General features: G+C 60.8%; 18 protein-coding genes and 2 pseudogenes. 10 read left to right on the top strand and 10 right to left on the bottom strand.

The window, feature by feature from the left end; genetic code table 11:
• The 4 genes from QN219_RS17210 (at window position 1) to QN219_RS17195 (ending at window position 4,461) form a co-directional block, all read left to right on the top strand.
• Window positions 1-1,278 carry an L-fuconate dehydratase gene (locus QN219_RS17210; RefSeq protein ID WP_284000970.1) on the top strand — a complete coding sequence of 426 codons (1,278 nt, stop codon included), beginning with the start codon at window positions 1-3 and terminating at the stop codon, window positions 1,276-1,278.
• A gap of 223 nt (window positions 1,279-1,501) precedes the next feature.
• A complete protein-coding gene (locus tag QN219_RS17205) occupies window positions 1,502-2,476 on the top strand; it encodes a C4-dicarboxylate TRAP transporter substrate-binding protein (protein WP_284000969.1) in 975 nt (324 codons plus the stop codon).
• A gap of 162 nt (window positions 2,477-2,638) precedes the next feature.
• The gene (locus QN219_RS17200) at window positions 2,639-3,151 is read left to right on the top strand and encodes a TRAP transporter small permease (RefSeq protein ID WP_284000967.1); all 513 of its coding nucleotides are present in this window, start codon (window positions 2,639-2,641) and stop codon (window positions 3,149-3,151) included.
• On the top strand, window positions 3,148-4,461 hold the full coding sequence (locus QN219_RS17195) for a TRAP transporter large permease (RefSeq protein ID WP_284000966.1): 1,314 nt from the start codon (window positions 3,148-3,150) through the stop codon (window positions 4,459-4,461). Before QN219_RS17200 ends, QN219_RS17195 begins: the two co-directional genes overlap by 4 nt.
• 602 nt (window positions 4,462-5,063) lie before the next feature.
• Here QN219_RS17195 and QN219_RS17190 read toward each other — a convergent pair.
• From QN219_RS17190 to QN219_RS17155, 7 genes and pseudogenes are all read right to left on the bottom strand, one after another.
• Window positions 5,064-5,284, bottom strand: a pseudogene (locus tag QN219_RS17190) (efflux RND transporter permease subunit); the annotation flags it as partial.
• A gap of 43 nt (window positions 5,285-5,327) precedes the next feature.
• Window positions 5,328-5,636: a hypothetical protein gene (locus QN219_RS17185; RefSeq protein WP_284000964.1), complete on the bottom strand. Its 309-nt coding sequence runs from the start codon at window positions 5,634-5,636 to the stop codon at window positions 5,328-5,330.
• Window positions 5,637-6,300: 664 nt separating this feature from the next.
• Window positions 6,301-7,209 (bottom strand): glycerophosphodiester phosphodiesterase family protein, encoded by a 909-nt coding sequence (locus tag QN219_RS17180; protein WP_284000963.1) that lies wholly within the window; start codon window positions 7,207-7,209, stop codon window positions 6,301-6,303.
• Between the two features lie 50 nt (window positions 7,210-7,259).
• Window positions 7,260-8,323 (bottom strand): annotated as a pseudogene (locus tag QN219_RS17170) (ABC transporter ATP-binding protein).
• A 5-nt stretch (window positions 8,324-8,328) separates the two neighbouring features.
• Window positions 8,329-9,429 (bottom strand): carbohydrate ABC transporter permease, encoded by a 1,101-nt coding sequence (locus tag QN219_RS17165; protein ID WP_284000961.1) that lies wholly within the window; start codon window positions 9,427-9,429, stop codon window positions 8,329-8,331.
• A gap of 1 nt (window position 9,430) precedes the next feature.
• Window positions 9,431-10,384 (bottom strand): sugar ABC transporter permease, encoded by a 954-nt coding sequence (locus QN219_RS17160; RefSeq protein WP_284000960.1) that lies wholly within the window; start codon window positions 10,382-10,384, stop codon window positions 9,431-9,433.
• A 75-nt stretch (window positions 10,385-10,459) separates the two neighbouring features.
• Window positions 10,460-11,833: an extracellular solute-binding protein gene (locus QN219_RS17155; RefSeq protein ID WP_284000958.1), complete on the bottom strand. Its 1,374-nt coding sequence runs from the start codon at window positions 11,831-11,833 to the stop codon at window positions 10,460-10,462.
• A 111-nt stretch (window positions 11,834-11,944) separates the two neighbouring features.
• Between QN219_RS17155 and QN219_RS17150 the strand changes: the two genes are divergently transcribed.
• The 6 genes from QN219_RS17150 to QN219_RS17125 all read left to right on the top strand — a co-directional run bounded on the left by QN219_RS17150 (window position 11,945) and on the right by QN219_RS17125 (window position 19,819).
• Window positions 11,945-12,967, top strand: a complete 1,023-nt coding sequence (locus QN219_RS17150) for a LacI family DNA-binding transcriptional regulator (protein WP_284000957.1) — start codon at window positions 11,945-11,947, stop codon at window positions 12,965-12,967.
• Window positions 12,968-13,004: 37 nt separating this feature from the next.
• Entirely contained in the window at window positions 13,005-13,829 is an 825-nt protein-coding gene (locus QN219_RS17145) for a glycerophosphodiester phosphodiesterase family protein (protein WP_284000956.1), read from the top strand.
• A gap of 316 nt (window positions 13,830-14,145) precedes the next feature.
• A complete protein-coding gene (locus QN219_RS17140) occupies window positions 14,146-15,660 on the top strand; it encodes a sulfatase-like hydrolase/transferase (protein ID WP_284000955.1) in 1,515 nt (504 codons plus the stop codon).
• 81 nt (window positions 15,661-15,741) lie between these two features.
• On the top strand, window positions 15,742-16,539 hold the full coding sequence (locus QN219_RS17135) for an inositol monophosphatase family protein (protein WP_284000954.1): 798 nt from the start codon (window positions 15,742-15,744) through the stop codon (window positions 16,537-16,539).
• Window positions 16,540-17,370: 831 nt separating this feature from the next.
• Window positions 17,371-18,675, top strand: coding sequence for an amidohydrolase family protein (locus QN219_RS17130; protein ID WP_284000952.1), 1,305 nt, complete (start codon window positions 17,371-17,373; stop codon window positions 18,673-18,675).
• Window positions 18,676-18,760: 85 nt separating this feature from the next.
• A complete protein-coding gene (locus tag QN219_RS17125; protein WP_284000951.1) occupies window positions 18,761-19,819 on the top strand; it encodes an AI-2E family transporter in 1,059 nt (352 codons plus the stop codon).
• 72 nt (window positions 19,820-19,891) lie between these two features.
• Here the strand turns inward: QN219_RS17125 and QN219_RS17120 are convergent, their stop codons facing one another.
• The 3 genes from QN219_RS17120 to QN219_RS17110 form a co-directional block, all read right to left on the bottom strand.
• Entirely contained in the window at window positions 19,892-20,530 is a 639-nt protein-coding gene (locus tag QN219_RS17120) for an HdeD family acid-resistance protein (RefSeq protein WP_284000950.1), read from the bottom strand.
• Window positions 20,531-20,685: 155 nt separating this feature from the next.
• Complete coding sequence (locus QN219_RS17115) at window positions 20,686-20,883, bottom strand: hypothetical protein (protein ID WP_284000949.1); 198 nt, start codon at window positions 20,881-20,883, stop codon at window positions 20,686-20,688.
• A gap of 48 nt (window positions 20,884-20,931) precedes the next feature.
• On the bottom strand, window positions 20,932-21,426 hold the full coding sequence (locus QN219_RS17110; RefSeq protein WP_284000948.1) for a DUF1269 domain-containing protein: 495 nt from the start codon (window positions 21,424-21,426) through the stop codon (window positions 20,932-20,934).
• Window positions 21,427-21,547 lie beyond the last annotated feature (121 nt).

Raw genomic sequence — 21,547 nt, 5'->3', positions numbered from 1 at the left:
ATGACCCGCATCACCGATCTGCGCGTCTTCGATCTGCGCTTTCCCACTTCGCAGAGCCTCGACGGATCCGATGCCATGAACCCGGATCCCGACTATTCCGCGGCCTATGTCATCCTCGACACCGATGATCCGGCACTGGCAGGGCATGGCCTGACTTTCACGATCGGACGAGGTAACGACATCTGCTGCATGGCTATCAAGGCCATGCGTCATCTCGTCATCGGCCAGAACACCGCGGACATTCTGGCCAATCCGGGTCGGTTCTGGCGGCATCTGACTGGTGACAGCCAGTTGCGCTGGATTGGCCCTGAGAAGGGGGCGATCCACCTCGCGACGGGTGCCATCGTTAACGCGATCTGGGACCTCCTGGCCAAGGAAGCCGGCAAGCCCGTCTGGCGGTTGGTCGCGGAGATGACGCCGGAACAGATCGCCGACATCGTCGATTACCGCTACTTGACCGATGTGCTGACCCGCGACGAGGCGATCACCATTCTGCGGAAAGCGGAGCGAGGCAAGTCCGAGCGCATCGCGACGCTGGAGAGGGAAGGGTATGCCTGCTACACGACCTCGGCCGGCTGGCTTGGCTACGATGACGACAAGCTGCGGCGGCTCGCTCAAGAAGCGATCGATCAGGGCTTCAACCATATCAAGATGAAAGTCGGGCGCGATCTCACAGACGACATTCGCCGCTTGACCATCGTCCGAGAGGTAATCGGCCCGGACCGCTATCTGATGATCGATGCCAACCAGGTCTGGGAAGTCGGCGAAGCGATCGACTGGGTCAAGCGACTGGCCTTTGCCACGCCGTTTTTCATCGAGGAACCGACGAGCCCCGACGATATCGCCGGCCATCGCAAGATCCGCGAGGCAATCAGCCCGGTGAGAGTCGCGACCGGCGAGATGTGCCAGAACCGGATTATGTTCAAGCAATTCATCGCCGAAGGTGCGATCGACATCGTGCAGATCGATTCCTGCCGCATGGGCGGTCTCAACGAGGTGCTGGCGGTCTTGCTGGTGGCGGCGAAGTATGAGCTTCCGGTCTGGCCGCATGCTGGTGGGGTAGGGCTCTGCGAATACGTCCAGCACCTGTCGATGATTGACTATCTCGCCGTGTCAGGGACCAAGGATGGCCGGGTGATCGAATATGTCGACCACTTGCATGAACACTTCCTTGAGCCTTGCGTCATCCGCAACGCGGCCTACATGCCGCCGCTGCGGCCGGGCTTTTCGATCGAGATGAAGCCACAATCCATCAAGGACTACATCTTTCGAGTTTAGTGTTCAGACCCGTTCGCACAGGTATTCATATATAACGCACCTATTCACCTTCAAGTGCGCGCGGCCGTCGCAGGAATCCTGCGGCGGCTTTATGTTGTCCGCAAACCGCAAGCTGGCGGGGTCGCCTCGAGACATTCCTCTTGACGCCCCCGTATCATTCGTAAATAACTCATTCATTCGCTTATGAATGAAATCCGGAGGGGAGTCCGGAAGAGGAGGATCAATGAAGAAGTTCATGCTCGCCGCCGCCATGGCCGCTCTATCCTATTGCGGCGCGAACGCGCAGGAATACAGCCTGCGTTTCTCGACCTCGCAGGTGAATCCGAACGAGCCGATCGTCAAGGCGATGAAGACCTTCTCCGAACGCGTCGAGAAGCGTTCGGATGGCCGGATCTCGATTACCGTGATGACCGGTGATCAGCTCGGCGCCCAGAAGAAGGTCAACGAAATGGTGATGAGCGGCGCCAGCCTGCTGAGCGCCACCGACTACGGGCAGCTCGGCCAGTTCGTGCCCGACATGTCGATCCTGGCCGGCCCTTACGTCTATCCGAGCCTCGAGGCCACGGATCGTCTGTTCGCATCCGATCTCTACAAGGAATTGTCCGGCAAGCTCGAGGCGCAGGGCATCAAGATCATCATGCCCAACGGTCTCTTTGGATACCGCCACATCATCTCCAACAAACCGGTCCGTACCCCGGCTGACCTTTCCGGCGTGACGATCCGCGTGCCGTCCTCGCCGATCATGATGGCGACCTTCGGCAGCTACGGCGCGCGCCCGACGGAACTGCCCTGGGGCGATGTCTACAATGCGCTGCAGACCGGCGTCGTCGACGCTGCTGAGGGGCCATTCGGATCGATCGCCGGCGCGAAGTTGAACGAAACCCGCAAGGTCATCTCGAAGACTGGCCACCAGATCATGTTCACCGCTTGGGTCGCATCCACCCAGCTTTTCAACGGCTTGCCCGAAGACCTGCAGAAGATCCTCCTGGAGGAGGGGCAGACGATCGCCCAGGAACTTACGCAGATGACCCTTGAAACCGACGATGCCTATGCAAAGCAGTTGTCCGATTCAGGTGTCGAGATCGTAACGGACGTCGACATTCCGGCTTTCGTCGAAGCCTCGCGCGTCGCCTATGACAAGGTGCCGAATATCACCCCGGGCATCTACGACCGCGTGCAGAAGGCGATGGCCGAGTAGGGCGACGAAGCCGTCTACTGCCGGTAGCCCGGCGCTGGCCTGACGGTCGACACCGCATCGGCGATGGGGACCGACGCAGAACGTGAGACAGGCACGGCCGAGCCGAAAATGGGTGGCGCATTGAGCCGCCCATCTCCTTCTCTTCAAATGACCGAGGCCGCCATGGAAACCTCACGCTTGCGGGAAGAGACCATTCCTCTTCTCAGTTTTCGCCGCGCCGACGAGGCGATTGGCGTTGCCGCGCTCATCGTCGTCGTCTTTTCGATCCTCTGGGGCGTTGTCAGCCGCTATATTTTCCCCCAACCGGCCGCCTGGACCTACGAGCTGGCAATCATGGCCTTCGCCTATCTCGTCTTTTTCGGCTCCGTGGCCGGCGTCCGTCTGGGAACGCATGCGGCGATCGATGTGCTGGTCACGGCATTTCCTGCGAGCTGGCAGAGGGCGATTGCCTGGTTCAATTACCTGTTGCTCGCCGCCTTCTTCGTGGTGATGACGGTACTGTTTGCGTGGCAGGCCTGGACGTCGCGCCAGGTCCACACCATCGCACTCGACCTGTCGCGCAGCCTCTCCTACGGCCCGCTCGCCGTGGCATCCGCCGGCATGTTCATCCAGCACCTCATTGTCGAAAGACCGTGGACCGCCCGGGTGCATCGCAATGTGGAATCGCTGATATGACCTTCTTTCATCTTGCCGGCCCATCGTTGCTCGTCGTCGTGCTCTTCCTGCTGTCGACCCCGATCACCTGGGCGATGGCGATCGGAGCGCTGGCCTTCTTCCTGCTTAACATGGACATGATCCCGCTTGCCAATTTCGCCCAGGAGATGGCTGAAGGAAGCCAGTCCGTGTCTCTGCTGGCGCTGCCGCTTTTCGTGCTCGCGGGCTGCATCATGAACGCGTCGGGCATCACCCGTCGGCTGCTCAACCTTGCCGACGTCCTCGTCGGCCATATGACCGGCGCGCTCGCTCAGATGTGCACGGTCCTCGGCACGCTGCTTGGCGGCTTGACTGCCTCCGCAAATGCGGACGCGGCCATGCTGGCGAAGACCCTCGGCTTAGAGATGTCGGAGAGGGGATACAGCCGTGCTTTCGCCGCGGTAATCACCTCTTCAGCCGCCATCATCACCAGCCTCATACCGCCGTCGATCGGTCTCATCGTCTATGGCTTCCTTGCCGAAACCTCGATCGGCAGGCTGTTTGCGGCCGGCGTTGTGCCCGGCCTCGTGCTTGCCGGTGGGTTGATGATCACCACCTATTTCATTGCCAAGAAGCGCGGTTACAAGCCGCTGCGCAAGGAGAGGGCAACCCGCGCCGAAGGCGTGAAGGCGCTTGTCGATGGCCTCTGGGCGCTTTCGATCCCGGTGGTCATCTTCGTCGGTACACGCTATGGGCTGTTCACGACCACAGAGGCTGGCGCGGTCGTCGTCGTCTACGTGCTGTTCGTTGCAGTCTTTGGTTATCGCGAGTTCACGATCCGTCAAATCCCCGAGGTACTTGCCGAGTCCGTGCGCGATTCGGCCGTGGTCATGATCATGATCTGCGCGGCTGCGGCCTTCGGTTTCTATCTCGCCTGGGAACAGGTACCGCAGGCGATGTCGAGCTGGCTCGGGGGCGCAACCGACAACCCGCTGCTGATGCTGCTGCTCATCAACGTGCTTCTGATCGTCGTCGGTACAGCGATAGAGGGCTCGGCGGCGTTGATTATCCTCACGCCGATGTTGATCCCGATTATCGACGGCGTCGGTATCGATCGTGTGCATTTCGGGGTCGTCTTCATCACCAACCTGACCATCGCCGGCATCACGCCGCCGGTCGGCGGCCTGATGTACATCTCGTCGATGGTGCTGAAGGTTCCAATGATGGCCTATGCGCGCGAGGTGTTGCCCTATCTCGTGATGATGATGGTGTTGTTGCTGATGCTCAGCATGTTTCCGCAACTTTCGCTCTGGCTGCCGAACCTCGTTTATGGGACGACAGCCGTTCAATAAGCGACTGCCGGCCGTGGTGAAGAGCTGCGGCCGGCAAATTCGCTTGGATCTAATGACGAGTATCGCCTTTAAGCCAAAGATCGGCAGTTCGGGGCTCTTCGAGGCGGGGGACCAACATCGCAAGTGAGCTTGCGACAGTAATTTCTCCAAAAATTCAAAGGCCGATTTTCGACGCGAAACGCAGGACTATTGCGACAAAGCTCTGGTCAACCGAACCTGCCTTTCTGGAAAACACGGGACGAAAGAACAACTCCAACGGATCTGTATAGCGATCCCAGCGAATTCCATTCCATTCGGCCACCGAGCGTGAACGATGAGCCCGCCGATGACGCCGAATGCTGTTCTGCGACAATCATTGCGCGGTCAGTGCGACCGGCAAGTTTCGCGAGGCGACATTCCATGCCCACTTCGGCGCACGGCGGCAAGCAGCGCCAGGGATGTGCCCCAAGATAGAGCGGGCCGGCAGCGTCCAACCGAGCTTGGGGGGCTGAAAGAGGTCCAATGCTACACCAATAGGGAAGAGCCCAACATCGTCGCCACATCTCCCGACAAAAAGCACAGCCCCGCTGCAGTCTGCAGCGGGGCCGCTGTCGGGACTGACCTCAAGTCGGTGGCTGAGGACTATCAGACATCCCTCTTGCGGTCGTCATCCGTCGCAGGATGATGAAGAACACCGGCGTCAGGAACAGGCCGAACAGCGGGACCCCGAGCATGCCAGCAAACACGTCACGCCTGTAGCGAAGCGCACTTCCGCACCGGCACCATGCCCAATCAGCAGAGGGACAGAGCCTGCTATGAACGCCACGGACGTCATAATGATGGGCGCAGTCGGTAGGTTTCCAAAGCTGCTTCGACGACGGCCTGCGTCAAGGGGTCGTCGGCTTAACGAGAGAAATGACCCGCGGCTTCGATGGGGCATCCAACCACTCGATCCACTTATCCCTTTCTTCGATCGTGTCGAAGAATCGCCAGAGCTTGTACTCCTCCTCAGTGGTTTCCAGCATCTCGCCAACGGTCACGAGCTCTAGAGGTAACGTCACCTCATTGCCGTCGAATCGGACGAAATAGACGCCTTCGGCAGCAAGGCGAATTACCTGGCCGGTCCCATAGCTTCCATCGGGAGCGTCGAGGGTGAAGTACATGCCGGTCAAATTGTCTAAAACTGTTTTGCTCATCGGTCTCGAATGCCAGTCCTGAAGATGCACGAGATGGGAAGTTCGCGCAGCCTCCAGGCAAAGGCAAGGCATGCAGAACGTTACCAACCCATATCCACCAGAGATGACGCTCATCGGAGACGGTAAGGCATTCCCATGGGGTGCTGATCTCCAGGGCAACGTCACAGTAGAGCAGCCCGGTAGCTCGCCAGCCGCATAAGCTTGAGGTCGCCGGCGAAAGCAACTGCTTACCTTGTTCAATTAGTACTTCAATGGCCCCGAGAGGAACATTTAGCTGGCCTTGCTCGAGGGTATCAGGCCAGGAAGATGCCGATCATCGTCGCCGCGAAAATAGCGATCGCCGCAGTAAGCGCAATCGAGATGACGATACGTTGGTCGGCACTCACGGCAGCTCCTCCATCGCTCACTCGAAAGAGAAACGTTTTATGAGCACGAATGTTCATCATGACAACCCAACGAGCGTTTTGGCTGAATATGTGCTGGCGCTTACCCCTGCCATCCGTCCCGCGGTGGGAGAGGAGCCGTCCGTGCGCGCCGTAGGTCCACGGACGCCCCTTATGCTCCGGAAAGATCGCATAATGTGTCAACGGGACCTGCCGCAGCCAGGACATTGGCGGCTTGAATTCAGCGCAACATAAGATCGCGCGGCAGCGTTCGCGCGCGATTATTCGAAGCTGAGATCCGGAGTTGCGTCGATCACGCAGGGCAACGAGCGGATCAGGCGGAAGATCTCACTTGGAGCGTCGGTTGTGATTTGCCGCACTCTCGCTCCTATTAGCCTACGTAGGACAGCGTCGCTGATCTGCCGGCCCGGATTGACTGTCCAGGCGTCGGTCTCGATGCCGAGCTCCAACAGACGCGCGACGAGAGGGAAGCCTCCCTGTTTCTCCGAGGCAACGATAGCATCGAATTGGAGGTAGGCGAGGCTCATGCCGGTCCTCCGACGCTCGATGTGGCGCAGCAGCCGCTCCGGGTCGCGCAGACTTCTCTGGCGGGATACCGCCAGCATCGGATCGTATCCTAGCCTGGCCCCGGGCATGGCGGCGACGAGACGGCGTGCCTCATCCAGATGATGCGATCCGACAACGATGGCATCCTCGAGTCCGGCGACGGCCGCCGCTGCATCGGCTATTGCCGAGTCCGGAAGCGCGTGGCCCTCGAGCAGCTTGAGGTCCAACTGAAGGTTGGCGGACGGCGCTCTCGGCAGTTTTCGAAGCGGGGCGACCAGCTCGGCGAGCGACAGGACCGGCGCATCCGGGTCTGGACTGCCGCCGGCGTTCCGGTGGAGGAGCTCCCTCATCGAGGCGATCGGCATGCTCGACACGCGGCCGTGGCCGGTCGTCGAGGGACCGAGCGTCGGATCGTGGAGAACCGCGAAGCGGCCATCGGCGGTGGCGAGTATGTCCACCTCGAGGCTGGCGCCGAGCTGCCAGCCGAGTGCGAGATTCGAACACTTGAAGGGTGCTTCGGTAAGGTGCGTGCGCAGCTTGTGCCACTTGAGCCGAATGGGGCCATGGGGACCCTCGACGGCCACTGGCGGACTTGCCGTATGCTTGCTTGTCTCAGTCGTCATACGCCCGCTCGTCCGCGTCTTGGAAATGGAGCGGCTGTCGCTCGCCCCTGTCAAACCGGTGCTCGGACATGTGCGCCGGCAATGAGCTTCTGTGGCTCCGTCTCGAACACAAGCGAATTCCCGGGCAGGAAACCGATCTTTACCTGCTCGCCTGCCGAGTGCCCGGCAGAGGAACCCTGTTCAAGTACGCGAACGGCACCCATTTCGGTTTCGACGACATAGAGGATCTCGCGACCCATCGGTTCGATCTGCGCGATCCGGCCGGCGAAGCCGGTATCCCCGAATTTGAGGTGCTCCGGCCTCAGCCCGATGGTCAGCGACCCCGACGCGCCCTCGACCGAAAACCTGGCGCCGTTGACCGTGACCGTGCCGCCCTCGGCTTCACCGGCAATGAGGTTGATGGGCGGCGAGCCGATGAAGCCGGCGACGAACAGGCTCGAAGGCCTGAGGTAGAGGTCGTCCGGCGTCCGACCTGCTCGATTCGGCCAGCGCGCATGCAGATGATACGGTCGGCCATGGTCGTCGCCTCGACCTGATCATGCGTGACGAGGACCGTCGTCACGCCGAGCTGCTGGTGCAGCGACTTGATTTCGGTTCGCATCGAAAGGCGAAGCGAAGCGTCGAGGTTGGAGAGCGGCTCGTCGAGGAGCAGCAGCTGCGGCTCCTTTACGAGGGCGCGCGCAAGGGCGACGCGCTGCTGCTGGCCGCCGGAGAGCTCGCCGGGACGACGGTCCAGGAGCTCCGCGACCCGGACAAGGTCCGCGGCGGCCTTCACTTTGGCGAGCGCTTCGTCGCGCGGCGTTTTCTTGAAGCGCAGTGGAAACAGAATGTTGTCGCGCACGCTCATGTGCGGGTAGAGCGCGTAGGACTGAAAGACGATGCCGACATTGCGGTCGCGTGCCTCTACCTCGTTGACGACATGGCCATCGAAGAGGAGCTCGCCGCCGCTTGGAAGATAGATGCCGGCGAGCATGAACAGGCTCGTCGACTTGCCGCAGCCGGAGGGGCCGAGAAGCGCGACGAACTCGCCATCCTCGATGACGAGGTTCATGTCGGGGATCACCTCGACGGCGCCGAACCGCTTCACCACGTTACGAAATTCGATCTTCGCCATCGCCGTCAGCCCTTCACGCCGCCGATCGACATCTGCATGAGATAGCGCTGCGCGGCCATGTAGAGGATCAGACTCGGGACAAGGTAGAAGACGCCGACCGCAGAAACGACACCGTAGTCGACGCCCATGACGTCATCGCGAACCCAGTACATGTAGAGGCTCATTGTCCAGTTGCTGTTCCTGATCAGGAACGTGAACACAAAGATGTACTCTTCCCAGCCGCGGATGAAGGTGAAGACCGCGATGGCGAGAATGCCGTTCCACACCTGCGGCAGCACCACGCTCACAAATGCCTGCCGCCGCGACGCGCCATCGGTCAGCGCGCTCATCTCGATGTCCCACGGCACTGCGTCGAAGAAGCCCTTCATGATGAAAATCGCAAAAGGCAGCTCGAAGGCGACAAGGACAAGAATCACGCCGGAAAGCGTATCGAGAAGCCCGATCCAGTAGAGCATCAGGAACATCGGCACGATCAGCGTCAGCACCGGGAAGGCGTGGAGCACCAGGAGCGAGCGCAGCATCGAGGAGCGGCCGGGGAACTGGAAGCGCGACAGGTAGTAGGCCGCCAATGAGGCGACGGTGACGACGATAGCGGTCTGTGCGCCGGCGATCAGGATCGAGTTGCCGAAGGCATGCCAGACATTGGGAAACTGGACGGCGCCTTTGACTTCCCCGATCCGCGACCGCACCACCGAGGCGAAGTCGGGCTCCCACAGGAAGATGAAGTTGCCGAGGTGCAGGTCAGGCCCGACCAGGAGGATGAAGGCGAAGACAGCGACCGCGGCGACTGCTGCGATGCCGATCCATAACTGGCGTCGGCTTTGCGCGAGCGCAGCAGTGAGCCAGAAGGCGATGACGGCCGGCACCACAACGGCCATCGAGCGCCACAGAACGGCTGTCTCGGCAACGCCGGTCTTGGCCGAGAAGGCGATCGTCACGAGCCAGAAATAGGGCAGGATGATCGGCAGTGACACGGCGATGAGGAAGGCGTAGAGGACGACCGCCTTGGTGCGCCGCACGGCACGCGCCCGCGCTGCCAATGCATCCCAGTCAGCCGCCGGCCCGGAAACCGTCGTGGACGCCAGGGGGATCGTCTGCGCGGCCATCTCAATGCACCTCGATCCGCGGGCGCTGCAGCAGGCGTTCCATATCGAAGAAGCGCCAGCCGAGGAGCGCGACGATTACGCCGATGACGATCAGAAAAAGCGCCAGTGCGGCTCCGTAGCCGTATTGGCCGCTCTCGAATGCGCGACGGTACACATAGAGCGCATAGACAGTCGTGTCGTAGAACGGACCGCCCTTGGTCAGAAGCAGGATGTATTCGAAGCTGACCAGCAGCGAGAGTGTCTGGTAGATTGTTACAAAGCTGATCGGCCAACGCAGCGCCGGTAGGGTGATGAACCGGATCGTTGCGAAGGTCCCGGCGCCGTCCACTGCCGCGGCATGGAACAGGTGCTCCGGGATGCCGCGGATCGCGGCGGTGAAGATGATCATTCCCATCGAAGCGCCGATGAAGCCGTTCGAAATGATGATGAGAGCGATCGGCGCCGAAGTGAGCAGGTCGAGCGGCGCGTCGAGACCGAACGCTTGCATGAGGACCTGGTTTATGAGGCCGGCTTCGGTGGGGCTCACTGCCCAAAGCCAGAGCAGAATATAGAGGACTGACGGGCTCATTCGCGGCAGGAGCCACACACCCCGGAAGAAGCTGCCGGATACATTCCGGATCGCCGTGGTGGTGATGGCGAGGATCAGGCCAAAGGTGACGTTGAAGATCGCCAGCGTGCCGAAGACATAGATGAAGGTCAGCCCTATGACCTGCGACAACCGACGATCCGTTCGAAAGACCTTCTCGTACTGCTCGGTGGTGAACTCGCTGATGCGGAGCGAGCGGCTGAGGTCGGTGAACGACACTGTGATATCGATGATGACGGGGACGACGAAGAAGAGGACCGTGAGCAGGATCGCCGGGCCGAGAAAGATCACGAAGTTCGTGCGCCTTCGCGCCGCCGCTCCCGCATGGCCGCGCCGCTCGATCGTGAGTTCATCCGCTATCGTCGTCATCGTTTAGCTCGCAAGGCGGGCATCGCGACCGTCGGCCCGGCACGTCCGGATCGACGGGCGCGAGACCGATTGGACCTATTTGACGATCACGTCCTCAAGGGAGGACGAGGCCTCCTCGATGACGAAATCGGCTGCTTGCTCTGCCGACAACCGCCCCGACTCTATGCCTTGAATCCCGGCATAGATGATGCCGTTGAGGTCGCCGAACTGCGAGTTGTTCGGCAGAAACTTGGTGATCTTCAGCAGTTCGGTGGCTCTGGCGAGCGGCCAAGCCTTGGCATAGCGCGGGTCTTCAAGTTGCTCTGGCTTGATGCCGAGATGCGTCGTGGTGACCGCGTGATCCGTGTTGAGATCGGCCGCTGAAGCGTGGCCAAGCAGGCGGACAGCGAGTTCCGGCTCCTTCGTGTCGGCGGCAATCACATAGACGATCGGATGCGTCAAGCTGACCGGCGAGCCGCCTTTTTGGGGTGCCGGCCCGGCGATCCAGCCCCAGTCCGCGAAGAAGGCCTTCTCCTCCTGCGGCAGCCCGTAGGTCGGAAACGCGACGCTGCCGAGGTCCCAGATGCCGTACATGAAGAAAGCGGCGTTGCCGGTGTAGAACTCCTTCCGCAGCGCATCGAATTCCATCGCGGTGTTGTTGGCCGGAATGACGCCTTCCTTCACTCCGCGCTCGAACCAGCCGAAGGCAGCGGCGAGCTTGTCGCGCTCGAGAAGCAGCTTGCCGGTTGTCGGATCGACGAAGTCGCTGCCATAGGCCTGGAACACCATGATGTAGTCGGGCCCCTTGTTCGGCCGGTGAAGTACACCGTATTGCGCCTTTGTCTTGTCGACGACCTGCTTGGCAATCTCCAACACCTCATCCAACGTCAGGTCGCCCGACAACGCCCGCTCCGGCATGGCGTCGACGAAGGCAGCGTCGTAGCCGGCCTCGCGCAGGAGCTTCTTGTTGTAAAAGAACATCCTGGCTTCCGCGTCCTGCGGAATCGCGTAGGTACCATCTGGACACTTCGCCGATGACCAGAGCGACGGAAAGATCGTGCCGAAATGTTGAGGGTACTTGGCGATATAATCGTCAAGCTTGAGAGCGAAGCCGTCCTCCTGGAAGGCGCAGATCCATTCGTGCGCGGCGATGAACATATCGGGGCCTTCGCCGACGCCGAATACCTTGAGAAGTTGCAGTGCGTCGTCGTCGAAGCCCTTGGCGGGACTCTCGCGAACGGCAACCTCGACGCGTTTCGGGGAGCCCTCGGCCTCGAGTTCCTTATTCAGCCGCTCGGTAGCCTTAATGACATTACCGGGGCGCAGCGGTCCCGAGGGATCCTGGCGCGACCAGAGTTCGAGCTTCACGGTTTCTTGCGCGACCAGAGGCGTCGCAGCAAGCAAGGCCGCACTACCGGCCGCGAATGCTGCACTCAGAAGCGCAGCCGTTCCGATTTTCCAGTGAAACATCCTGATTTCCTCCCAGCCGCGACACGCTTTCATCGTGTCGTCCTTGATTGTTGCAATGCTGTGCAACACAATTATGAATGCGCTTTGGGGAATGTCCAGCGGAGTCGAGCGGTGTCGGATACGAGAGACAGAAACCAGGGTCGCTTCGTCAGTGCCGAGGCCGTCGCCAAGCTTGCGGGTGTGTCCCGGTCGGCGGTCTCGCGGGCCTTTACCCCTGGCGCCAGCATCGCACCGGCAACCTTGGCGCGTGTGCACGCGGCAGCCGCCGCGCTCGGATATCAGGTCAACGACCTCGCACGCGGGCTCCTGGCCAATCGGAGCCGGCTGGTCGGACTCGTGACCTCCGATGCCGATACTCCATTCCGGGCCCAGATGATTGCGGCCCTCTCGCGCGCTTTAATCGAACGCTCCAACGTTCCTGCGATCATCAACATCGGGCCCACAGCGGGCGACGTTGCGAATGCCAGCCGCCAGTTGCTGCGCTATCGGGCCGAGGCGACCGTCTTCCTCTCGGGCTCACCGCCGGCCAGCCTTGTCGAGCTCACGCGGCGAAACGGACAGCCGCTGATCCTGGTAAATCGGGCCGAGACCGGCCTGGACAGCGTCCATTGCGACGACGGGGACGGCGCGCAGCAGGCCTTTGCCGCCCTGCGCAGCACAGGGGCCTCGCGGTTCGCTGTGGTCAACAGGGCGAAGCCGAGCCCGAGCCTCGCCGCCCGCGAGCACGCGTTCGCTGAATATGCCGCCGCATCCGGATTCGAGGCGAAGATCGTTCGGACCGGCCTTGCCGACTACGATGGCGGGAAAGAGGCGGCGCGGCTGCTGCTGGCGAGCGGCCAAGCGCCCGACGCGGTCTTCTGCGTGAACGACCTCATGGCGTTCGGGACGCTCGATCACCTTCGCGACGCCGGCCTGCGCGTACCCGACGACGTTTCGGTCATCGGCTTCGACGACGTGCCCATGGCCGCATGGTCCTCCTACCGTCTGACCACCCTGCGGCAAGATCCCTGCCGGATTGCCCGAGAGGTCGTATCGATTCTCGACCGACGCATCGCCGAGCCCGACTCGCCGCCGATTTCGGTCTACTTCCCGGTCGAACTCGTTGTTCGCAAAACTGTCAGAGCACGCTTGTAAGGAGGTCGTGCTCCAACGATGAAGGAACACGTTGAATATGGCCTTCAGCTTCCTTGCCCGCGAAGCGGGACGCGTCCATGTCTGTGGCCACCGCGGCTACAGCCTCCACTACCCGGAGAATACTTTGCCGGCATTCGAAGCGGCAAGGGCCGCCGGGGCGACGACGGTCGAGATCGACGTCGTGCTGACCGCGGACGGTGAGCCGATCGTCCTGCACGACTTAACCGTCGACAGGACGACGAACGGACACGGCTTTGCAGCCGACCTCAGCCTCGAGCAGATCCGCAGACTCGACGCAGGAGTTCGCTTTCATCCCGCTTTCGCCGGAACGAAGATACCGACGCTGTCGGAGGCACTTGACTGGGCGAAGGCCGACGACATGGGGATTGTGCTCGAGATCAAGGAAGCGGAGCGGCCGGACATTGCCGTCGATAGCGTGGCAGCGTTGCTGCGAGCAACCGGCACTGTCGACCGCGTCATTGTCATCAGCTTCGACCACGTGTTGTTGAAGCGTGTCATCGAGCGCCATCCGGACCTTGCGACCGAAGCCATAACCCACGCCCGCCACGCCGACCTCATCGGGGTGTTAAAGGCGTGCAGCGCGAACTCTGTGTCGATGGAGCTTGACATGTTCCACCGCGACGATGCGAAAGCGTTGCATGAAGCGGGCTTCAGCAACCGCTTACACGTGCCTCGCCCCGACGTGCTCGCCCAGTATTGGCGTGGCGGACGCGATCCCCTGCCGGAGCTCGTGCAGTGGATCGCCGATGGGCTCATTGACACGATCTCCGGTGACGACGTGCCGTTCATCGGTATGCTCGTCAAGCGCGCCGGCCGCGCGGGTGGGGCGTCCTCGAGATGAGCCGACCACAGCCGACGGGTCTCGTTGATCGCCTGCGGGTGGCGAACGGGCACCCGGGATTGTCTACAATTCAGTTGCGGCCGACTTCTTTTCGCCGACAATACGGGGTGGCGCTAACGGTCGCGTGCGTACTGGATTTTGCTGCTATCCGGTGGCCGGCACGGCGACGGCCAAGGGAGCGTCACATGTACGTATGGGGCGCGGTTCGACAAACAATTTCGAAGCAGCGAGGCACTTGCTGCAGCGGGACTGGGCGACACGCTGAACGACAGGCTGCGCATTCGGCAGCTCTGAATGAGGAACAGCCGAAACTAGGATGAGGACCGTCTTCGTACTCTTTGACTCGCTCAACCGCCACGTGCTTGCCCCGTACGGGGGAAAGCGGGTGCCGACGCCCAATTTCGCCCGCCTGGCTGGGCGCGCCGCAACGCTCGAGCGCCACTATGTCGGTAGCCTGCCCTGCATGCCGGCACGCCGCGACTTGCAAACCGGACGGCTCAGCTTTCTCCACAGGAGCTGGGGCCCGCTTGAGCCGTTCGACAATTCTTTTCCCGAGCTCCTGCGCCAGACTGGCTGCTACAGTCATCTCGTCACCGACCACTTCCATTATTTCGAGGACGGCGGCGCCACCTATCACACCCGGTATGACAGCTACGACTTCATCCGCGGGCAGGAGGGCGATCCGTGGAGGGCCATGGTACAGCCACCATGGGAACGCCTGCGCCAGATGTATCATGAGCGGCAATTCAGCCAGTCGGCACGCGACAAGTTTCGGCGCAACATCGTAAACCGCGAGTTCATCAAAGAAGAGAGCGAGTTCCCGTCGGTGCGCTGCTTCGCCGCGGGACTGGAGTTCCTCGAGCGGAACCGAAAGGCAGACAACTGGTTCCTGCAGATCGAGACGTTCGACCCGCATGAACCCTTCACCGCGCCCGAGCGGTTTCGCGAAGGATTCAGGACGGGCTGGAACGGTCCGGTTCGCGACTGGCCGCGCTACGGCCGCGTCGACGAGCTGCCGGAAGAGTGCGAGGAACTGCGCGCCAACTACTACGCCCTCATCGCGCTTTGTGATTTCCTCATCGGCCAGCTTCTTAATTATTTCGATGCGCACGACCTTTGGCGCGACACCGCGCTCGTCGTCACCACCGATCACGGCTTTCTTCTCGGCGAGCACGATTTCTGGGCGAAAAACCGCATGAACATGTACGAGGAGATCGTCCACATTCCGCTCTTCGTGCACGATCCGCGCCGGCCGGCAGGCGCCGGCGTCCGGCGGTCGGCTCTGACCCAGACCATCGATCTCGCGCCGACGTTCCTCGATCTGTTCGACGTGCCGGCCGCTGACGAGATGCAGGGGCATTCGCTCCTGCCGCTGCTCGACGCCGATCGCAAGCTGCGGCATGGTGCACTGTTCGGCTATTTCGGCGGCGCGATCAATGTGACCGACGGACGCTATACCTATCACCGCTTTCCGCCCGACCCTAGGTCGCAGGAGCTTTACCAATATACACTGATGCCAACGCATATCTGGGAGCCGTTCACGCCTGAGGAACTCGCCGGAGCCTCGCTTGCGCATCCGATGCCCTTCACCAAGGGAGCGCCGATACTCAAGATACCGGTGATCGACCGGTCGCCAATGTTCGACAACTACGGTCCCGGCGCGCTCCTTGAAAGTGAAAGCCGGCTCTATGATCTCGCTGACGATCCAGGGCAGAATACGCCCCTTTCCTTGCCGGATATCGAGCAAGCGATGACGCGCCTCCTGCAGGATCTCATGCGCGCCAACGATGCTCCGCCGGAAGCTTACACCCGTATTGCTATTGAAAGCTAAGTGAGTTGCCGTTCCGAAAGAGTGTGCCGAAGCGTTACGCCGATCGCGACGTATCTTCTCTCATTATGAAAAGGAAAAGCCATGAGCATGCATGAAGAGGGTCTCGATCGGCGTTTTGCCCTAGCGAAATCAGTTGCCGAGGAGGCGGGGGCGCTCGCGCTCGACTACTTTAACAAGCGCGACACCCTGGTGATCGAGACCAAGCGCGATCTGCAGGATGTTGTCTCGATCGCCGACCGTAATGTCGAGGCGCTGATTCGGGAGCGCGTCGCCGCCGAACTTCCGGACGACGGGTTCCTCGGCGAGGAATTTGGCTACGTGGCGGACGCCTCGGGCTATACTTGGCTCGTGGACCCGATCGACGGTACCGCGCCGTTCATCAATGGCATGTCGACGTGGTGCGTGTCGATCGCCGTGCTGCATGGCGGCGTGCCGGTGGTCGGCGTGATCCATGTGCCCTGCGATGGAGAACTCTATGCCTCGGCCGCTGGCAAGGGTGCGAGTCTCAATGGGATAAAATTGAACCTCGATCCGTCTCGTACGATCCAGAACGGTATGACCGGCATCGGCTGCAACACCTATGTCGAGCCGGAGCGGGTGGGTCAGATCATCGCCGCCCTTCTCGGCATGGGCGGCAACTTTATCCGCAATGGCTCCGGAGCGCTGATGCTCGCCTATGTCGCGGCTGGACGCCTAGTCGGCTATTACGAGCCACACATGCACGCTTGGGACTGCATGGCTGGTTACTGCCTCGTCAAGGAGGCCGGTGGCGACTATCTGTCCTTTCCGACAGAGCGCGAAGCATTGTTTAACGGCCACCCAGTGCTAGCCAGCAATCCAACGGCTTATGCTGACTTGGTGGCGATCCACAGCCATTGACTACGTCAGATCATTTCGCTGGTTTATTGAAACAATGAAGGACGTAGAGACGCAGGCACCCGAATGCGTCGATACGCTCATAACGGAGCCGCTGCCCTTGGCCCATTAGAGAACACAATTGGTCGAGAGCAGCCACGGCCACGAGGCCCACAGCAAGGAATGTTCTCGTTCCGTGCTCAAAGGATCGCATAATGTATCGACTGGAAGCGGTGGCTACGTCGCTTCGTCGGCCTGGGTGCCCACGCATTCGAGGTGGCGCGATCCGGTCATGAACGACGCCAGAGAGGCAAGCAACATAGTGTTTGCAATCGCTGCGCGGCTTTGAAACCGTCTCCCATCAACTCACCACGTACGACGTCCTCTGATCTGGAAAAGGTAAACAATAGTGCTCGTGGATGGGTCCGGTCCTCGTATCGTCTGCGATAGACGGTAAGCGTTCTTGACGGCCGCCTCCCGTCCCTGTCCTGGGGTGGGATAGTGGTCTGCCAAGGGCTAAGTGGACACTATGGCGGTGTCTGGTGTCGGCAATGAGTGAGACGGCGAAGCGAGGTTGCCCCATCTTCGGCGATCTGGCGTGCCAAGATCTCGACCCCTGCACTACGAAAGAGACCAGTCTGAAACGCTTCTTGACGTCTGTGCCGTATAAGCTACAACTTGTCCTTGCGGCGTGACCACCTCTCCTCCTGAAGCGGGATGATCGTCATGTGTCAAAAATCCCCTGGATCGCAGCAGTTGACGCATTGCAACGCTGTAGTGCATGCGGTGCCTCGCGCCGCAGCGTTGTTCTTTCTTGCGCGTCCCCTTTTCACTTTGCTTCGCTCTGGCAGAGAAATGCTTGCAGCGGCTCTCGTGCTCGGGCTTTGCGCCACCGCCAGCGCCGAGGACGTGCTTTTCGAAAACGTCCGCATCTTCGACGGAAAAGGTGCTGCTCTGTCGGCCCCGTCGAATGTTCTGGTCCAGGGCAATGTGATCGCGGAGATTTCGACAAGCCCCATCGAAGCCGAAGGCGCTGAGCGCATTGCCGGCAACGGGCGAACGCTGATGCCGGGCCTGATCGATGCGCACTGGCATGCGATGTTGGCTGCTTCCACCCCGGCAGAGGCAATGGGCGACGTCAGCTTCGCCAGTATCCTGGCCGGCGATGAGGCGACGGATACGCTGATGCGCGGCTTCACTACCGTCCGCGACGTGGGCGGGCCGGCGTTCGGCCTCAAGCGCGCGATAGACCAGGGCATCATCCCCGGACCGCGCATCTATCCGTCCGGTGCCATGATCACAGTGACCAGTGGGCATGGCGATTTCCGCCAGCTCACTGACCTGCCACGGAGGACCGGCGGTCCGCTTACCCCCATGGAGACGATCGGGGGTGCCATGGTTGTGGACAGCCCCGACGAGGTGCGTATGCGTGTCCGCGAGCAGTTCATGCAAGGGGCCGTCCTGATCAAGCTGACGGCAGGCGGAGGGGTCTCTTCACCCTTCAGTCCGCTCGACGTCACCACCTTCACCGAGCCAGAATTGCGCGCCGCCGTTGAAATTGCCGAGAATTGGGGCACCTACGTCGCCGCGCACGCCTTCACCTCGGATGCGACCCGGATGGCTATCGCGGCCGGTGTGAAGTGCATCGAACACGGCTTCCTCATGGATGAGGCCACCGCCAGGCTGATCGCCGAAAAGGATATTTGGCTGAGCTTGCAACCGCTTCCCGAATTGATGAGGACAGGCCTTCGGGAGGGTTCGGTCGAGCGCGCCAAGGCCGAAGAGGTGTGGCCGGGGATCGGCCGGACATACGAACTGGCAAAGAAGTACAAGATCAAGACGGCGTGGGGCACGGATGTTCTGTTCTCCCGTGCGCTGGCGAAGCAGCAGGGAGCAATTCTGGCCTCGCTCGTGCGTTGGTACACCCCTGCCGAAGCGCTCGCCATGGCGACCGGAACTAATGCCGAACTGTTGGCACTGTCGGGAAAGCGCAACCCCTATCCGGGTAAGCTCGGCGTGGTCGAAGAAGGCGCGCTCGCGGACCTCCTGCTCGTCGATGGCAATCCGCTGGAGAATATCGACTTGGTGGCCGATCCTGCCAACAGCTTCAAAATCATCATGAAGGACGGCATGATCTACAAAAACACACTCACCCAGTGAGCAACGACGGCCTGATGGCCCCACCGAAGATTGCTGTCGGCGCATGCTACTGATGAACTGCGGAGATCGTCTGAGAGGTAGGTGCATGCCCGCCGCAAGAATCAAGATAATCTACATTACCCAAATTTTGATCGCGACTCTGCTCCTCCTCGCGATGCTCTCGATGGCAAGTTCGATATTTGCTCCGGTAGCTTTTGCGCTATTTATCATCGCGCTTGTGTGGCCGACGCAGTGCCGCTTGCAGGCTATGCTCCCTCGCTATTTGGCGCTCGTCATCAGCTTCCTCTTGGTCGTGCTCGCCATCGTCGCATTCGGCTGGCTCATAGCCTGGGCATTCGGGCACGTCGGCCGGTGGATCATCGCGGATGCTGCGCGTTTTCAGCAGCTCTATGACCAGGTTCGCCTCTGGCTCGAGGAACACGGCGTAGCGGCTGGCGTGCTTTGGTCGGAAAACTTCGGCGTTGGCTGGGTCTTGCGTACTGTACAGGCCGTAAGCGGCCGGCTTAACAGCACCTTCAGTTTCTGGCTGATCGCGCTCGTCTATGTCCTGCTCGGGCTGATGGAGGTGGAGGCTTTCGGGCGCAGGATCGGGGCATTGCGAAACCGGACGGCCAGTACATTGTTTCTTCGTGGCAGCCAACAAACCGCTATGAAGATTCGCCGCTACATGATGATCAGGACGGTGATGAGTGTCGTCACCGGGCTTCTGGTTTGGATTTTCACCCGCGCTGTCGGGCTGTCTCTCGCCGAGGAATGGGGCTTCATTGCGTTCGCCCTCAACTACATCCCCTTTCTTGGGCCGCTTCTGGCCACCTTGTTCCCGACGCTCTTCGCTCTTATCCAGTTCGGGACTGTGGAGACCGTCTTGATTGTCTTTACGGGCTTGAACCTCATTCAGTTCGTTGTGAGCAGTTATATCGAGCCACGAGTCTCAGGCAGCGCGCTGTCAATGTCTCCTGTCATGGTCCTGTTTTCCGTTTTCTTATGGGGGTATCTCTGGGGGATCTTCGGCGCCTTCATCGGCGTGCCGATAACGATCGCGTTGCTGACTTTCTGCAACCAGCATCCGTCCAGCCAGTGGCTTTCGGAATTGTTCGGTTTGGAGATGGCGGCCGATCAGGTCGCCTCTACGCCCAGCGGATAATGCGGTCGTCATCTCGGCCATCGCGGCTATGTGGGTCAAGCGATCACGATAGCGCCGATGCCGTCCCGGCAGTCAGGCGGGTGGCGATGCCGGATTGTTTCCACCTTTGTCCGGCCGGGGGAAAAATGCAAATCTCAGCCAAGCCACGCCATGCGCCAGGAAATCGATCCCCAGCAAGAGCGCAAGGAGCCAAAGACTCATCCTCGGGAACTCGGCCAGGACGACAAGTCCCGCGGCGGCGCCGAAGGCTCCCGACAGCATCATGGGCCATCCTGCCTCACGCCAGTGGCTAATACTGAGCAAGATTCTGACGACGCCCGAGAGGATGAACAGCAGGCCGACCGTGTAGGTTTGCAACAGCTCTTGTGTGCGCAGAGAGCGGGCCACAATGTTCGTGAGGACCTCCATCACGCTCGAGCCGGCGACGTCGGTGAGCATCAAGCCCAGGGCGATATATAAAAATCCGAGCAGCGTTTGCCATGACAGGCCACCCCATCGTCTCGCCCAGAAGGCATATACGATTTCGAATACGCCCACCAAGATGGCAGCGGTTCCGACGAAGGCCGGAGTAACGACTGATGCAAACGCCACATCGGTCAGGACGACCAGTCCCGCCAGAAGCATGACGCCGCCAAGCACCACCCGAACCGAAGGCGGGGGGCCGCTCGGGTCGCCACCTGCAGTGACCGGTATGGTGTCGTAAGATGCCATGGCTTCCTCGTCACTCCGGCTGCTCGTTCCCACTACTATGCTCCGAGAAGCGGCGCGATCGTCGGCAAGAATCTTCACCGGCGCAGACGCATCGATCCGCGGGCGAACAGACGTCTGTGCGGACCTTGCGCCTGCAGTCCGGCGGGGAATCCGCACTATCGCCGTTCATTTCGGCGAAGGACGTGGCCCACGATGAAAGCTATGCCGATGAGCACAAGGACTATTCCTGCCAATCCGATTCCAAACGAGCCATATCGGTAGCCGGACGCCGCGACGAGGAAACCAACAATGATACTCCCGAAGCCGATTAGCTTCATTTTCATCAGGTTGAAGTTTTCGCCGTATCTTGCCATGTGAGCATCCAATTTCTGCGCGTCCGGTTCTGTTGGCGCGAATGGCGTCTAAGCAGCGCTCGCTTTCTGCAAGGCGTCCCGCAGTAGTTGCTCCTTGCTTTCATCCAGAGAGGTTCTCAGGATGGTGCCGCCAAACGGCGATATATCCTTCAGAACCTTGTCCTCAGTCATCTCCTTCACCAGCACGAACAGCGCCGCATTGCCGGGCTGAAGGCCCCTGGCAAGTTCCTTCATGAAGTCGTCGTTGATGCCCACATCGCTCAGCGCGCCGCCGATTGCTCCGGACGCCGCACCTACGGCCACCCCGATCAGCGGGTTGAGGAACAGCACACCGACGAGCAATCCCCAGAAGCTTCCTGAAGCGGCACCAGCCGCAGTTAGGTTCATCAGTTGATTCAACTTGACCTTGCCCGCGTCAGTCTTTGTCGCGATCACGGCGTCGCCCAAGGTGAGCAAGTATTCTTTCTGCAGCTCAATCAGGCGCTTTCGGACTTCTTCGGCTTTGTCTTCACTGGGATAAATGATGGCAATCAGGCTGGACATGACTAACTCCCATTTACTTGAGTTGCGAAGTTCTCGATGCGTCACGTTGAGCGCACCCTGAAAGCCCAACTGTGACGATCCGCGCAGGCACTCACCGCCTTCCGGGCATGAGGTTGCGGCG

Source organism: Sinorhizobium sp. 8-89, from assembly GCF_030124325.1.
Classification (GTDB): Bacteria; Pseudomonadota; Alphaproteobacteria; order Rhizobiales; family Rhizobiaceae; genus Sinorhizobium.
The sequence above is the reverse complement of the archived record's forward strand: the minus strand, read 5'-3'. Positions and strand labels throughout refer to the sequence as shown.